Source organism: Streptomyces sp. NBC_01481, from assembly GCF_026339995.1.
Classification (GTDB): Bacteria; Actinomycetota; Actinomycetes; order Streptomycetales; family Streptomycetaceae; genus Streptomyces.
This window is the reverse complement of record NZ_JAPEPT010000001.1, coordinates 1,334,581-1,349,497: the sequence shown is the minus strand read 5'-3', so window position 1 is coordinate 1,349,497 and position 14,917 is coordinate 1,334,581. Positions and strand designations below refer to the sequence as shown.

9 protein-coding genes are annotated in these 14,917 nt (G+C 68.9%); 4 read left to right on the top strand and 5 right to left on the bottom strand.

Translation table 11 applies throughout. The features are described from left to right. Positions 1 to 20: 20 nt before the first annotated feature. Positions 21 to 5,342, bottom strand: a complete 5,322-nt coding sequence (gene pulA / locus OOK40_RS06190) for a pullulanase-type alpha-1,6-glucosidase (RefSeq protein WP_266477150.1) — start codon at positions 5,340 to 5,342, stop codon at positions 21 to 23. A gap of 294 nt (positions 5,343 to 5,636) precedes the next feature. Further along, positions 5,637 to 7,322, bottom strand: coding sequence for a carbohydrate-binding module family 20 domain-containing protein (locus tag OOK40_RS06185; RefSeq protein ID WP_266477149.1), 1,686 nt, complete (start codon positions 7,320 to 7,322; stop codon positions 5,637 to 5,639). 438 nt (positions 7,323 to 7,760) lie between these two features. Between OOK40_RS06185 and hisS the strand changes: the two genes are divergently transcribed. Both hisS and OOK40_RS06175 read left to right on the top strand, forming a co-directional pair. Beyond that, positions 7,761 to 9,089 carry a histidine--tRNA ligase gene (gene hisS, locus OOK40_RS06180; RefSeq protein ID WP_266477148.1) on the top strand — a complete coding sequence of 443 codons (1,329 nt, stop codon included), beginning with the start codon at positions 7,761 to 7,763 and terminating at the stop codon, positions 9,087 to 9,089. Between the two features lie 45 nt (positions 9,090 to 9,134). Further along, positions 9,135 to 9,746 carry a hypothetical protein gene (locus tag OOK40_RS06175; protein WP_266477147.1) on the top strand — a complete coding sequence of 204 codons (612 nt, stop codon included), beginning with the start codon at positions 9,135 to 9,137 and terminating at the stop codon, positions 9,744 to 9,746. A 286-nt stretch (positions 9,747 to 10,032) separates the two neighbouring features. Here the strand turns inward: OOK40_RS06175 and OOK40_RS06170 are convergent, their stop codons facing one another. Next, positions 10,033 to 10,191 carry a hypothetical protein gene (locus OOK40_RS06170; RefSeq protein WP_266477146.1) on the bottom strand — a complete coding sequence of 53 codons (159 nt, stop codon included), beginning with the start codon at positions 10,189 to 10,191 and terminating at the stop codon, positions 10,033 to 10,035. A 599-nt stretch (positions 10,192 to 10,790) separates the two neighbouring features. Here OOK40_RS06170 and OOK40_RS06165 point away from each other — a divergent pair. Both OOK40_RS06165 and OOK40_RS06160 read left to right on the top strand, forming a co-directional pair. Further along, positions 10,791 to 11,684, top strand: a complete 894-nt coding sequence (locus OOK40_RS06165) for a helix-turn-helix transcriptional regulator (protein WP_323136038.1) — start codon at positions 10,791 to 10,793, stop codon at positions 11,682 to 11,684. Further along, positions 11,681 to 11,896 (top strand): DUF397 domain-containing protein, encoded by a 216-nt coding sequence (locus OOK40_RS06160; protein WP_266477145.1) that lies wholly within the window; start codon positions 11,681 to 11,683, stop codon positions 11,894 to 11,896. The genes OOK40_RS06165 and OOK40_RS06160 overlap by 4 nt, the downstream gene beginning before the upstream one ends. A 215-nt stretch (positions 11,897 to 12,111) precedes the next feature. Here OOK40_RS06160 and OOK40_RS06155 read toward each other — a convergent pair whose 3' ends face one another. Together OOK40_RS06155 and OOK40_RS06150 are read right to left on the bottom strand one after the other, a co-directional pair. Next, complete coding sequence (locus OOK40_RS06155; protein ID WP_266478938.1) at positions 12,112 to 13,179, bottom strand: LacI family DNA-binding transcriptional regulator; 1,068 nt, start codon at positions 13,177 to 13,179, stop codon at positions 12,112 to 12,114. A gap of 2 nt (positions 13,180 to 13,181) precedes the next feature. After that, positions 13,182 to 14,849 (bottom strand): glycoside hydrolase family 13 protein, encoded by a 1,668-nt coding sequence (locus OOK40_RS06150; protein WP_266477144.1) that lies wholly within the window; start codon positions 14,847 to 14,849, stop codon positions 13,182 to 13,184. Between the last annotated feature and the right edge of the window lie 68 nt (positions 14,850 to 14,917).

Sequence of the window (14,917 nt, the reverse complement as noted above, 5' to 3'; positions counted from 1 at the left end):
TCACCGTAACGCCGCGGGCCTCACTTCCGTTCGAAGACGGCGACAGTACGCCCTGGAACGGCGAAGGTTCCCGAACTCCCTTCGAACGAGGCCTTCTTGACGGTAGAGTCCGCCCCCGCCGCCTGGAAGGGGTGCAGGCCGTAAGTACGGCCCGCGAGGGCTTCGGCCCGCTGTGTCTGCGTGTCCGGCGTCGCGTTGAAGACGACCACCAGGTCACCGAGGGCCATGGTGATCACGCCGGGGGTCTCGTCCCTGCCCGAGAGCGGGAAGGAAACCGTGGACTGCACCTCGCCCGCCGACGCCAGGCTGAAGGCCTTCTCGGTGGCGCGGATGGTGAGCAGATCCCGGTAGGCGGCCGATGCGCCGTCGATCCGGTCGCAGCCCACCGTGAGCGAGGGCTCCGTCAACAGCGGCTTGGCGAAGGGCCATTTGGACTTGTTGTCGGCCTGCGGAGGCAGTCCGCGCCCGAAGCCGTTACCGTCCTTGCAGTCCCAGTGGATCGCGTTGAACCAGTCGCCGCTGTCGTACGAATTGCGGTCGAGCGACTTGGAGCGCAGCAGGTCCGACCCGGCCTGGGAGAGCGCGGGCCCCTGCGAGAGCGCCGCGGTCGCCATCGCGAGGACCTGCATCCGTGCCCGGTCGGCCGGCGAGGTGGCCCGGGGGAGCTTGAAGGCGAGCGCGTCGTAGAGGGATTCGTTGTCGTGGGCGTCCGCGTAGGCGAGGGCGTCGCCGGGGGCGGCCGCGTATCCGGCGGGGGCGCCGTTGTAGTCGACCTCGGAGCCCTTGACGGTGCGGCCGGAGCTGTCGGTGAAGGTGTACGCGGCGAGATTGCCCGTGAGGCCGACCTTGATCAGGTCCTGGTAGTGCAGCAGGCGGGCCTTCTGCTCGGCGGGAGTGCCGTTCGCCGCGGACGAGTTGGGGTCGGTGTACAGGCCGGAGGCGAAGCCCTGGATTCCCGGGTCCTCGTCGAAGGGGCCGCCGCCACGGACCGCGTCACGGGCCCGGTCGGAGAAGGTCGCGATCCCTGTCCCGGCCATGTTCTTCTGGGTCGCCTGGACGAAGCGGGCGTCGTCCGCGATCTCCCCGAAGTTCCAGCCCTCCCCGTAGAGAATGATCTTCTTGCCGTCCACGCCGTCACGCTCGACGGTCAGCGCGTCGAGAGCCTTGCGGACCGCGAGGATGTTGGCCTTCGGGTGGTGTCCCATCAGGTCGAAGCGGAAGCCGTCGACCTTGTACTCCCTGGCCCAGGTGACGACCGAGTCGACGACGAGCTTGCCCATCATGGCGTTCTCGGGCGCGGTGTTGGCGCAGCAGGTGGAGGTGGCGACGGTGCCGTCGGCGAGGAGGCGCTGGTAGTAGCCGGGCACGATCCTGTCGAGTACGGACTTGTCGGCCTGGCCGCTCGCCACCGTGTGGTTGTAGACGACGTCCATGACCGTGCGCAGGCCGCCCTCGTTGAGGGACTGGACCATCTGCCGGAACTCGACCGTGCGCCGGGTTCCTTCGGGGTCGGAGGCGTAGGAGCCTTCGGGGACGGTGTAGTGCAGCGGGTCGTAGCCCCAGTTGTACGCGTCCTTCGCGGCAGCCTTGGCGATGCACGCCTGCTGCTCCTCGGAGTCGGGCGCGTACACCTTCAGGTCGCAGTCGGGGACGGTCTGGCCGGACTTCTTCTCGGGGATGGTGCCGATGTCGAAGGCGGGCAGGAGGTGCACGTAGGACGTCCCGGACGCGGCGAGCGCGCGCAGATGCTTCGTCCCGGCCGATTCGCGGTCGGTGAAGGCGAGGTACTGGCCCGGGTGCTTTGAGGTGCGGTCGGCGACCGAGAAGTCGCGGATGTGCAGCTCCTGGATCTGTGCGTCGCGCAGCGGCACGGCCGCGGGCTTCTTCAGGGTCGACCAGCCCTTGGGGGCGAGACGCGGATCGGCGAGGTCGACGACCAGGCTGCGGGCCGAGTCGGTGGTCAGGGCGGTGGAGTACGGGTCGGTGACCTTGTTGGTGACGACCTTCTGGACGCTGGGCGCCCAGACCTTGACGACATAGCGGTACGGCTTGCCCGCCCAGCTCTTCGGCCCGCTGACCGACCAGACGCCGCTGGTGCCGTTCCGCCGCATCGCGACCGTCGTGCCGTCGAGTTCGAGGGAGACGGACTGAGCGGTGGGGGCCCACAGGGACAGGGTGGGGCGGCCGCGGTCGAAGACCGGACCGAGCTTCGCGCCGGTCGCGTCGTACAGATCGTCGAGAACTCCCGGGATCTGTACGCCGGTCGCGGCGAGCAGTGCGCCGTTGGCCGCGCGCTGGGTGGCGATCAGCTGGCCGCGCAGGGCATCGCGCACCCGGTCGCGGTCGCGCGGGTCGACGCTGAAGGCCGGATACGCGGCGAGATGCGGGTACCTGGCCTTCTGCGCGTCGGTCAGGGCGGCGGGGTTCAGCCTCAGCCAGCGGCCCTCGTCGCTGAGCGCCCCGTCGACGACGGAGATGCCGCCGTTCGCCGCGTACACCAGCTGCTGGCTGGTCGCGTCGGTGGCCTTCACCTTCCAGACGACCGTGTCCCGGTCGATCCACTGGGCCTCGGCCTTCGCCAGGTCGAGCGAGGGCGCTCCGACGGTCTGCGGCAGCAGGTACTTCGGCTGCCCGGCCAGCAGCCAGACCTCGTTCGTATACGTCGCGAGGTCCAGGGACTGGTCGTTCGGCAGGTCCTTCTGGTCGCCCTTGTGGACGATGTAGCTGAGCGAGGTCGCGCCCGCGGCGAGCGGTACCTCGAAGGTCACTCCGTACGCGTCCTTCTTCACCGGCTGGAGCGGCCTGGACCAGTCGGTCGGATCCTTCGCGCCGGTCCAGGTGTGCAGACCCCAGCCGTCGTAGTCTCCCCCAGAGCCTTCGGCCTGGGAGGTACCCACATCGGGCCGGTGGTAGTGCAGGACGGCCTTGGTCTTGTCCTGCGGCGGGTAGGCGCCGTCGGGCGCGGTGGCGGACTGGCCGTCCTTGCCCTGCGCGATCCAGACCTGGCCGGTGCGGGCGAGGTCGATCGTCCGCTGCGGGCCGTCGGCCGAGCCGTTCTTCTCGACCGTGTACGGGAGGGCCGAGGCGCCTTCGGCGAGCTTGACCCAGGCGAACGCGCCGTACGCGTCACGCCCGGTGAACGCGGCCTGCTGCTCGCCGGCCTTCAGCTGCCAGCCGTCGTAGTCGCCGTCGGGGCGCTGGTAGTGGACGACCGCGTAGTCGCGCTCGACGGCCACCGGCTTCTCGGGCGGCGGGGCCTGCCCGGCGGTCGTCTGCGCCAGGGCACTGGCTCTGCGTCCCGCGCCGTCGACCACAACTGCCTTGTAGCGCAAGGGGGTTCCGGCCGCCACCGTGGCGTCGATGTGCTGGGTGACCTTGTACGGGGCGTGGTCGGCCGAGCCGAGGGTGCGCCAGGGGCCGTTGCCGGTCTGGGCGGCGAAGACGACTCGGTCGAGCTGCCCGCCGCCGGTCTGGGCGCTGATCTCGACGGTGCCGTTGGCTCCGACGGCCGGGGCCTTGAGGGTGACGGTGGGCTTGGCGGCGGGCTGAGCCAGGGGCTTTGCGGCCTTCAGCACCAGCGACGACAGCGCGGGCACGGTGAGGGTGATCTTCCCGTCGGTGGCGTGCACCGCGCCAGAACCGCCGTACAGCGTGACAAAGTCGGCCGCGTCCGCAGGGACGGTCACGGTCGTGGGCGCGGCCTGGTTGTTGGCGGCGACGATGTACTCCGTGCGCGTCCTGGCATCCGTACGGGAGAAGGCGTGCACCGAGTCCTTGGCGTATCGCTCCTTCTGGACGCCGTCGCGCAGCGCCGGGTGGTCCTTGGTGAGCTTCGAGAGCGCGGCGATCGAGCGGTAGAGCGGGTGCCCGGTGTCGTACGCGTCCGACGCGTGCGTACGGTCCGTGCCCAGCTGGTCGTCGTCCAGATAGTCGGGGGTCTTGGAGGCGAACAGGCTCTGGCGGGCGTCCTTGTCGCCGCCCGCGCCGGTGAAGCCCTGCTCGTCGCCGTAGTAGACGACCGGGTTGCCGCGGTTCAGGAACATCAGTTCATTCGCGAGCCGCGCCCGCTTCAGCAGCTCGGCGTCGTCGGCCTGTGGATGGTCCTGCCTGAGGAAGGTGCCGATCCTGCCCATGTCGTGGTTGCCGAGGAAGGTCACCTGCTCATAAGCGTTGGCCTTGTCGCTGGTGTAGCGGTAGTCGTCGGCGAAGACCTTCCCGAGACGCTCGGCGGATGCACCCTGCGAGGCGAAGGCGCGGGCCGCGTCCTGGAAGGGGAAGTCGAGGGTGGCGTCGAGCCGGCCGCGGGTGACGTACGGCGAAGTGATCGCCGTGTCCGCGGAGAAGACCTCGCCGAACATGAAGAAGTCATCACGGCCGTGCCTGGCGGCGTACGCGTCGAGCGCGGTGGCCCACTGGGTCCAGAAGTCCATGTCGACGTGCTTGACGGTGTCGATGCGGAAGCCGTCGATGTCGAAGTCGCGGACCCACTTCTCGTAGATCTGCTCCATGCCCTTCACGACCTCGGGACGCTCGGTCCACAGGTCGTCGAGGCCGGAGAAGTCGCCGTACTCGGAGCTCTCGCCCGCGAAGGTCGAATCGCCCCGGTTGTGGTACATCGTGGGGTCGTTGAGCCAGGCGGGAACCTTCTGACCACTGGCCTTGGGGGTGTACGGGAAGGAGTCGGCGTCGACCTTGCCGATCGCCGCGCGGTCGTCGAAGGGGCGGCCGTCCTTGTCGAGGTACGGATAGGCGCCCTTGGGGCGGTAGCCGTACTTCTTCTCCGCGTAGTCGACGGTGTCGGCGGTGTGGTTCGTGATGACGTCGAAGAAGACCTTCATGCCCTTGCCGTGGGCCTTGTCGATCAGCTTCTCGAGATCGGCGTTGGTGCCGAAGTGGGGGTCGACCTGGGTGAAGTCGGTGATCCAGTACCCGTGGTACCCGGCCGACGCGTCCTTGCCGGTGCCCTGGACGGGCCGGTTCTTGAAGATCGGCGCGAGCCAGATGGCGGTGGTGCCGAGGCCCTTGATGTAGTCGAGCTTCCCGGTCAGCCCTGTGAGGTCGCCGCCCTGGTAGAAGCCCTTGTCGGCGGGGTCGTATCCGGTCTCCAGGCGCGAACCGGTCAGCCCGCCGCGGTCGTTGGACGTGTCGCCGTTCGCGAACCGGTCGGGCAGGACGAAGTAGAACTGCTCCCGGGTGAGATCGTGCCGGGCGGGCTGCGCGGCGAGCGCGGCGTCGGAGGGTGGGGCGGGGGGTCTGGGGGCGGAGGCGGCGGGGCCGGCGGATATGAGCGCGGCGAGAATCGCGACCGCGGTGCCTAGGGCGGTGCGGCGGGTGGTGGTCACCGGTTGGGTCTCCTTGGGCGGGGTGTACGTGTGGGTGTCGGGGGGTTGGGGGTGAGGGGCGGCGCGGGTGCGGGGCGCCTGCGGCGGGCCTTCACCCCACCCCGCCCCTTCCCGTAACCGGGGCTCCGCCCCGGACCCCGCGCCTCAATCGCCGGCGGGGCTGAATGTGCGGCCGGGCCGCACATTCAGCCCGTCCGGCGATTGAGGACACGCGCGAAGCGCGTTCGGGGTCTGGGGCGGAGCCCCGGTTCGGGAAGGGGCGGGTAGGGGACAAGGCCCGCCGCAGGCGCAGCGTTACGTGCGGAACGTGTCCGACAAGCTCACCGAACCGCTCGCCGGCACCGTCGCCGACCGGTTCGCGCCCGTCTCCCACGTCACCGACCCCGCCGCGTCCTTGCGGAGGTACTTGTACTCGAACGCCGTCCCCGCGGGCAGCGCGACGTCCAGCTTCCAGACCGGATAGCTCGCCGGGTCCAGCTTCAGCGCGCCGGCCGGGTTCCAGTTGCCGAGCGCCGGCTGGTTGCCGGTGACGTAGATGTTCTGTCCGGTCACCGTCGTCGCGTTGACGTTGAAGGACGCGCCCGCCGCCGAACTCGACCCACAGTTGCGGGCGTTGACATGCAGCGCGAGCGCCGTGTTCGAGCCGAGCGTCGCCGTGAACTGGCCGGAGCCGTTCACCGTCACACCCCTGCCGGACTGCACGTCGCAGTAGTCGCCGGCGGGCAGCGAGGTCTGGAAGGTCCGGGTGAGCGAGGACCCCTCGTGGTTGATGGCGACGTACGCCTTCGAGCCGCGCCCGAAGGCGATCTGGTCCGCGCCGTTGTCCCACCAGTTCGTCACGGCCTGACCGCGCGCGGTGTTCCGGAAGGCGACCATGGAGGAGATCTCCCGCCAGGCGTGCTGGCACTTCCAGCCGTCGCTGTAACAGGCGTTCACCGTGCCGCCGCCCGGCGGGCCCGCTTCCTTGTCGGACCACTCGTAGCCGGAGTGGATGTCCGGGGAGCCGTAGGGCCAGGCCAGCATGAAGACGTTCGCGAGCGTGTAGTTGGCGCCGTCCTTGTAGTTGAGGGTGTCGCCGCCGCGCTCGGTGTCGTGGTTGTCGACGAAGACCGCCGACTTCCCCGACTCCATGTAGCCCCAGCCCTCGCCGTAGTTCTTCAGGTAGGCGAGGTTCTCGTTGTTGAGGACCTGCTTGAGGCCGCGGGCGTAACGGAACTCCTGGACGTCGCCGTTGCCCAGGTACTCGCTCGGCGAGACCGCCTCGCCCGCGCCGTAGATCGCCTCCTGCTTCCAGTACACGCCGGGGTTGCTGAGCCGGGACTTGATGTTGGCGAGGTCGGCGGCGGGCATGTGCTTGGCGGCGTCGATACGGAAGCCGTCGACGCCGAGCGTGAGCAGATCGTTCAGGTAGGCGGCGATGCGTCCGCGTACGTAGTCCTCGCCGGTGTCCAGGTCGGCGAGCTGGACGAGCTCACAGTTCTGGACGTTGGCGCGGTCCTGGTAGTTGGTGATGGTCGACCGGCAGTCGTCCATGTCGGCGCCGGAGTAGATGCCGGGGTAGGAGTACTTCTCGTAACTCGAGCCGCCCGTGCCGGTACCGGACGCGGATGCCATGTGGTTGATGACGCTGTCGACGACGACCTTGACGCCCGCCGCGTGACAGGTGTTCACCATGCTGCTGAACGCGGCGCGGTCGCCGAGACGGCCGGCGATCCTGTAGCTGACGGGCTGGTACGAGGTCCACCACTGCGGGCCCTGGATGTGCTCCTGGGGCGGGGAGACCTGGACGAATCCATAGCCCGCGGGTCCGAGCTGGTCGGTGCACGCCTTGGCGACCGAGGCGAAGTTCCACTCGAACAGGACGGCGGTCACGTCCTTGTCGCCGGGCGGCGTTGCCTGGGCGGCTCCAGGTGGCGCGATCACTGCGACCGCCACGCCCGCCACCAGGGCGAGCGCGGCAGCCAGAGGTCTGCTGGCCATGTGTCCTCCTGCACAGCACTGTGCATACGTGGGGGAATGCGGGTGACGGTGAGCCTTGCCCGGCAACGCGCCATGCCCGTAAGGCCTTTGTGGTGCTGATGATTCTTGCTGCAAGAACGCAGAAAGTTATTGCGGTCGCGACCGTACGAGGCTCGCGGGCCGGGGTCAACCCCTTTGGACACGTGGTCGTAGCACCGTGGAAATCTTGCCGTTTCCTCGTTGCAAGACCTTTCGCAAGCCTTGCAGTGGTGTTACGTTCAACCATGACTCCGGGCCGGTCGGCCGGGGGCCCGGCATGCCCGGGCCCCACGCGCCCGGCCGGCCGGTCCGGTCCCGGCGGATCGGGGTGCCTGCGGCGGGTGTTCCCCTACCCCAGGAGAAGCGGAAGTTCCGCGCCGTGTTTTGCCCCGGGCCGACAGCTTCCTGGACTATGGCCACATGGCCTCCATGAAGCAGTTCGACCCCGCGTCCGGGACCCGCGATTTCCTCGCCGCCGAGTTCGAAAGGCGCGAGCGTGCTTTCGCGACCATCCGCACCGTGTTCGCCCGCTACGGCTTCCAGCCGCTCCAGACCCCGGCGTTCGAGCGGCTGGACGTGCTCACCGGCAAGTACGGCGACGAGGGCGACAAACTGATCTTCAAGATTCTCCGGCGCGGCGAGCACGAAGCCACCGGAGAGGCCGATCTCGCCCTCCGCTACGACCTCACCGTCCCCCTGGCCCGCGCGGCAGCCGCGTACGGCAGTCAACTCCCCTCGCCGTACAAGCGGTACGCCATCGCGCCCGTGTGGCGAGCCGACCGGCCCGGCAAGGGACGATTCCGCGAGTTCGTCCAGTGTGACCTGGACATCGTCGGCTCATCCTCGCCGCTGTCGGACGCCGAAGTGGTCCTGGCGCTGCACGACGCCCTTGAAGCCCTCGGTGTCCCGGAGTTCCGATTCCTGGTGAACTCCCGGCACGTCCTGTTCGGTCTGCTGGAGGCATACGCCGTCCCGGAGGACCTTGGTTCCGGTGCACTGATCACTCTGGACAAGCTCGACAAGCTCTCCCCGGAGGCCGTCGTGAGCGAGTTGGTGGCCAGCCGGGGCCTGTCGCCGGAGGTGGCACAGGGCTTGGTCGATGACCTCACCGCTCCCGATGCCGTTGAGCGTGTCAGGGGAGAACTGAAGTCCAGTGAAATCGGTCGGGCTGGTTTGGCCGAGGTCGACCGCCTACTGGAACTCACCAAGGACGCGATCCCCTCCGAGCGCATCGGGTTCACGCCAAACCTCGTGCGCGGGCTCGACTACTACACCGGGATCATCTTTGAGGTGGTTGCCCCGGGCATGCCCGGATCGATTGCTTCCGGAGGCCGTTATGACGGTCTCATTGGCCGTCTTGGAGGCAAGGACTCCCCGGCATGCGGCGGATCGCTGGGCATCGAACGCATCCTGCCCCTGCTCTCACAGGCGGACGAAGCCACCTACTCGCAGATTGACGTGGCCGTCACGGTCATGGGCGAGGAGCAGGCCGCCGACAGCTTCCGGCTCGCGGCCGAGATCCGCCGTGCCGGAGTCCGCACAGGTGTCTACCTCGGGTCGAGTGGGAAGTTCGCCAAGCAGATGAAATGGGCCAGTGACCAGGGGGCCCGTTTCTGCGTGATCTACGGCGCGAACGAACGCGAAGCCGGCACGGTCACGTTGCGGGACATGGACAGTGGCGAACAGGTCCAGGTCCCGTTCGATCAAGCCGCCGCAGAACTCTCGCGGCGGTGCGCACCATCCAGTTGACGCGCAGCGGACCCTTCCGCTGCCGACTGTTCCGAGGAGGAGCGGATGGGAAGGCAAGGCGATCGCATATTCCAGATCACTGCTGAGCGGGGGTTTCCGGACCCCTGGCTCAGCTTCGGGGACTCCCTCTGCGATGAGGCAGCACTCAGCACAGAACTGACCCGCGCCATCAGTAAGGCCCGCAAGGAACCCGCGGACACGACGCGCGCAGAGGTCACCCGGCTGTTCCAGGCGAAGAAGGCGAACCTTCGCCGCTGCGCGGCCATCCTGGACCAGGTACTCATTGACTACGACGCGTCCGGCATGTGGAGCGTCCTGGACGAGCGAGCCGCCAGGCTGGACGTCCAGGACGTGCTGGAGACCTGGGGACGCACTCAGGCGCTCCACCCGTTCCCCGTCGTGCTCAGGAGCCTTGAGTTCAACTGGGGCTACATGAAGGAGCACGGGGTCCGGGCGTTCTACGAGATGACTCGGGGCTACGTCTCACGGCTCCAGGAGAACACCGAGCGGTGGCATGAAGCCTGGAACGGCGAAGTCGCAACCGGCGTGGTGGACCGCATCACGTCCATCGAGTGCGACCTGGCCAGCATCGAGGCTCCGATGCACTGCGACGTGTGTAAGAAGACGATCACGGCGCTGCTGTACCTCGATGAGTAGCCCGAGGTGACCCAGTGGGCATAGAGGAGGCCCCCGCTCCGGCACTCGACCTGTCCAGGGTTCGCCAGCCGGAACGGGGGCCTCGGTGTCCGCTCTGGTCACGCGGCGGGGGAACCAGATGAGCCCCACCCCGCCGAGTAACGGGGTCTTCCTGGGGGCTCCCGCGACCAGAGCGGAGTCTTACGGGGCGTACGAGCGCCGCGCGCCGAGCACAAAGCCGCATGAGGCGCTGATCGCCACGATCAGCAAGGGCCGGCGAACCGGCCGACGTAGGCCGCTAAGAGCGTCACGCTTCGACCTCCCGGTAGGGGTTGCCCCGGCCGGGCTCCACCCGCCAATAGGTCTCAGTGATCAGCTTGAACCCCCGATGGCCCGGATTGCGGCCCGTGTGATCAAGCGCCCAAGTCTGCTGCGGCGAACCGTCGTTGTCCGCAGCGTCAGACATGACGTGGCATGACATGCACATCATTTGGAAGATCGCGACCGGCACCCCTTCCCGGTTGTCTGAGCTGAGCGTCCACTCTGCGAACGCGTGCACCTCACGAACACTCACAGCAACCCCCGCCCCCAACGGCTGTCCTTGTTGACCTCAGCGATGCGGGGCACCAGGCGCTCACGAGCAGTCGGCCGCCGGAACGAACTCGTCTGCCACTCGTCCCCGTTGGGAGCCCTGAGGGTCAGGAGAGACCCGTCCCAGCCCGTCACCGTCCCTACGCGGCCCGTCCGCGCGTCGGCGGTCAACTCCCCTTCCCTCGGCACGTATGAGGGCTCTGAAGGCTTCCCTGCACTCATGCGACCAACCGCCTGAGTCCCGCCCTAACGGCGCGCAACGTTGCAGGGGTCGGCTCCGCATAGCCCGTGCGCGGCACCCACTCCGGGGCAAGTCGCCAGAAGCCGCCGTGTTCTATCAGCGCCTCCAGCTCCGACACCTCGTCGGCCGGGGCGGGATTGCTGGTCCGGTCTGCCATGGTCGCTGCGCCCTTCACTCCGCCGATATACCTGTCTGTAACCAGATGAGCACAGGGTCGCCTAGAATTGGTCTACTTGAACGCCGCCTTTCAAGTGCCGCTGCCAGCCGCGCACTTGGTCGGAGGGCTGAAGGGAGAGGTCAAGCACGTGAGTGGTGAGTCATCCCCGGAGAACTTGAATCCGCTGGAGAGTTTCGGGCTCGACGTCAGACAGGTGCGCGCAGCCCGCAAGATCACACAGAAGGGCTTGGGCAGCGCCACGGGCTACTCGGAGAGCTACGTGAGCAAGGTCGAATCCGGGGCAGTGATGCCGAGCGAGAAGTTCACCGAGGGCTGTGACCGCGCGTTCGGGACAGGCACTCTGTTCGTGCGCCAACTCCGGCGTCTGCTCGAAGGGGATCACCCCAGTTGGTTCGTGCCGTACATCCAGCTTGAGCGCCGGGCCGCTCAGATTCTCGACTACTCGACGACATTCATCATGGGCATGTTGCAGACGGAGGAGTACGCCCGTGCCGTCTTCCGCGTGGGTAACTCCCGGGAGGGGGCGGCCGTGATGGAGAGCAAGGTCTCGGCCCGCATACGGCGTCACGAGGTCATGGAGCGGGACTCACCTCCGTTGCTGTGGGTCGTGCTCCACGAGGCATGCCTTCGGACTGAGGTAGGAGGGCCGGACATCATGGCGCGACAGCTTCAACGCCTGGTCAGCGAAGCCGAGTCACCCCATGTCACGCTGCAACTTCTGCCCTTCGCCGCGGGGGCACCCGCCCTCGGCGTACCTTTTACGTTGCTGGCGTTCCATGACGCGCCTACCATTCTTCACGCAGACGGGCCGCAGGGGGGACGCCCGTACGAGACAGCCAAGACCGTGGCCGCCGCCCAGGCGACCTACGATCGGTTGCGGGCCGATGCGCTGTCTCCCGATGCTTCGGTTGCCCGCATGAGGGACATGTTCAAGGAGCGCACAACATGAGTGACGGAATCAGCCCGATGGCCATGGAGTGGGTCCGGTCGTCGTACAGCGGGCCCGACGGCGGGCAGTGCGTCGAGTGGTCACCGGCTTTCGCAAGGGCTCACCAGGTGGTCCCCGTACGGGACAGCAAGTATCCCGCCGGCCCTGTGCTGATGTTCTCTCCCGAAGGGTGGGCCGGGTTGGTCGAGTTCGCCCGCAACGCCAACGCGTAGCCCGCAGCCGATCACCGCGCCCCCGGTTCACCGCGAGCCGGGGGCTCCGCTATGCCGTATCCACCGGTCGGCCTGAATTTCAGGCCGACCGGCGGGAATTCAGCCCCGCCGGCGATTGAGGCGCGGGGGTCCGGGGGCGGAGCCCCCGCACGGGGTCTGGGGCGGAGCCCCGGTTACGGGAAGGGGCGGGGTGGGGAACAACCCCCCGCCAGAACCTACCGCCGCGCCTGCGCCGTCGAGCCCCGTACCACGAGCTCCGGCTGGAAGACATATTCCGTGCTCTGTACGGGACTTCCCTGGATCTCCTCCAGCAGCGCACCCACCGCCGCCGCAGCCATCGCCTTCACCGGCTGGCGTACCGTCGTCAGCGGCGGATCGGTGAACGCCACCAGCTGCGAGTCGTCGAAGCCGACCACCGAGAGGTCGTACGGCACATCCAGGCCCCGCTCCCGGGCCGCCCGGACCACGCCGAGAGCCATCATGTCGCTGCCGCAGACGATCGCGGTGCAGCCCTTGTCCAGCAGCGCTCCGGCCGCCTGATGGCCGCCCTCGACACTGAACAGCGAGCGCTGGACAAGCTGTTCGGCCGCCGCGGCGGTGTAGCCGTGGATGCCGACGAGGGCGTCCGTGAACCCCTCGGCCTTGCGGCTGGCCGGCACATAGCGCAGCGGGCCGATCGCGAGACCGATCCGCTCGTGCCCCAGCTCGGCCAGATGGTGTACGGCCATCCGCATCGCCGCCCGGTCGTCGCAGGAGACGCAGGGCGCGCTGATGTGCTCGCTGTAGCCATTGATGAGGACGAACGGGACGCCCCGGCCGACGAGTTCGGCGTACCGCGAGTGGTCGGCCGAGGTGTCGGAGTGCACCCCGGACAGGAACACGATGCCGTTGACACCGCTCTGCTGGAGCTGTTCGACCAGTTCGTCCTCGGTCGCGCCGCCCGGCAGCTGGGTGCACAGGACCGGCGTGTAGCCGTGCCCGGCCAGGACCTGTTCGACGGCCTGGGCGAAGGCGGGGAAGATCGGGTTGGTGAGCTCGGGGGTCAGCAGCCCGACGAGTCCCGCGCTGCGCTGCCTCAGCCGTACGGGCCTCTCGTAGCCGAGCACGTCGAGCGCCGCGAGCACCCGCTGGCGGGTACCGCTCGCGACGCCCGACTTGCCGTTCATGACCCGGCTGGCCGTCGCCTCGCTGACCGAGGCCTGGGCCGCGATGTCCGCGAGCCGCGGGGTGGCGCCGGTCTGGACGGCACCGCCCCGCGACGACTCGCCCCGCGCGGGGGGAATGGTCACTCCGTCCACCACACAGTGCTGTCCGCGGGCAGTTCGACGTCGCCGCCGGCCGGCTCGACGGCGGTGCTTGCCAGCAGGACACGGCCGGGGGCCGGGATCCGTACGGCCGCGCCCGTGGTGTTCACGGCGCAGACGAAGCCGCCCGGGCGCCGCAGGGCGAGCACGCCCTCGGGGGCGTCCAGCCACTCGACCGCGTCGCCCGCGCCGAGCGCGGGGTGCTCCCGGCGCACCGCGAGCGCGCTGCGGTACAGCTCCAGGGTCGAGCCCGGAACCCCGGTCTGCGCCTCGACGCTGAGCGCGGCCCAGCTGTCCGGCTGGGGCAGCCAGCTGCCGCCCGTGCCGAAGCCGTACGAGGAGCCTTCGGTGGTCCAGGGGATCGGCACCCGGCAGCCGTCGCGGAAGCCGTCCTGGCCCTCGGTGCGGCCGAAGGCCGGGTCCTGGCGTACCTCGTCGGGCAGATCGGTGACGTCGGGGAGGCCGAGTTCCTCGCCCTGGTAGAGGTACGCGGAGCCGGGCAGTGCCAGCATCAGCAGGGTGGCGGCGCGGGCCCGGCGCAGGCCGAGTTCGCGGTCACCGGGCTCGCGGATCTGGGTGCCGCCGGGCGGGTTCGCGAAGCGGGTGGCGTGCCGGGTCACGTCGTGGTTGGAGAGCACCCAGGTGGCCGGGGCGCCGACGGGCCGCATGGCGCCCAGCGACACGTCGATGACCGCGCGCAATTCGGCCGCGTCCCAATGGGTGCCCAGGTACTGGAAGTTGAAGGCCTGGTGCAGCTCGTCGGGCCGGACGTAGTTGGCGGTGCGCTCGACGGTCGGGGTCCAGGCCTCGGCCACCGCGATCCGGTCGCCCGGGTACTCGTCCAGGATCGTGCGCCAGGCGCGGTAGATCTCGTGGACACCGTCCTGGTCGAAGAACGGCATGACATCGCTGCCCAGCAGCTTGAGCTGGTCGCCGGAGCCTATGTCGGGCAGACCCGCCGCCTTGACCAGGCCGTGGGCGACGTCGATGCGGAAGCCGTCGACGCCCATGTCGAGCCAGAAGCGCAGGATCGAGCGGAACTCGTCGGCGACGGCCGGGTGTTCCCAGTTGAAGTCGGGCTGCTCGGGCGCGAAGAGGTGCAGGTACCAGTCGCCGGGGGTGCCGTCCGGGTTCTGGGTACGGGTCCAGGCGGAGCCGCCGAAGATGGACTCCCAGTCGTTGGGCGGCAGTTCACCAGCGGCGCCCTTGCCGGGGCGGAAGTGGTAGCGCTCGCGCAGCGGTGATCCCGGGCCCTCGCGCAGTGCGCGCTTGAACCATTCGTGCGCGTCGGAGGAGTGGTTGGGCACCAGGTCGACGATGATGCGCAGCCCGAGGTCGTGGGCGTCGCGGATCAGCGCGTCGGCGTCCAGCAGCGTGCCGAACATCGGGTCGATGGCGCGGTAGTCGGCCACGTCGTACCCGGCGTCGGCCTGCGGGGAGGCGTAGAAGGGGCTGAGCCAGACGGCGTCGACACCGAGTTCCTTCAGGTACGGCAGCCGGCTGCGGATGCCCGGAAGGTCGCCCATGCCGTCGCCGTTCCCGTCGGCGAAGCTGCGGGGGTACACCTGGTAGATGACGGCGCTTCTCCACCAGTCCGCCGAAGCGGTCCGGTCGGTGGTGTGATGGGCGTCAGCCAGGTACTGGGTCATTCTCGATCCCTTGGAGGCTCGGAGGCTCGGTGCAGCGGTTCGGGCGAAACGTCGGACAGCAGGGCGCA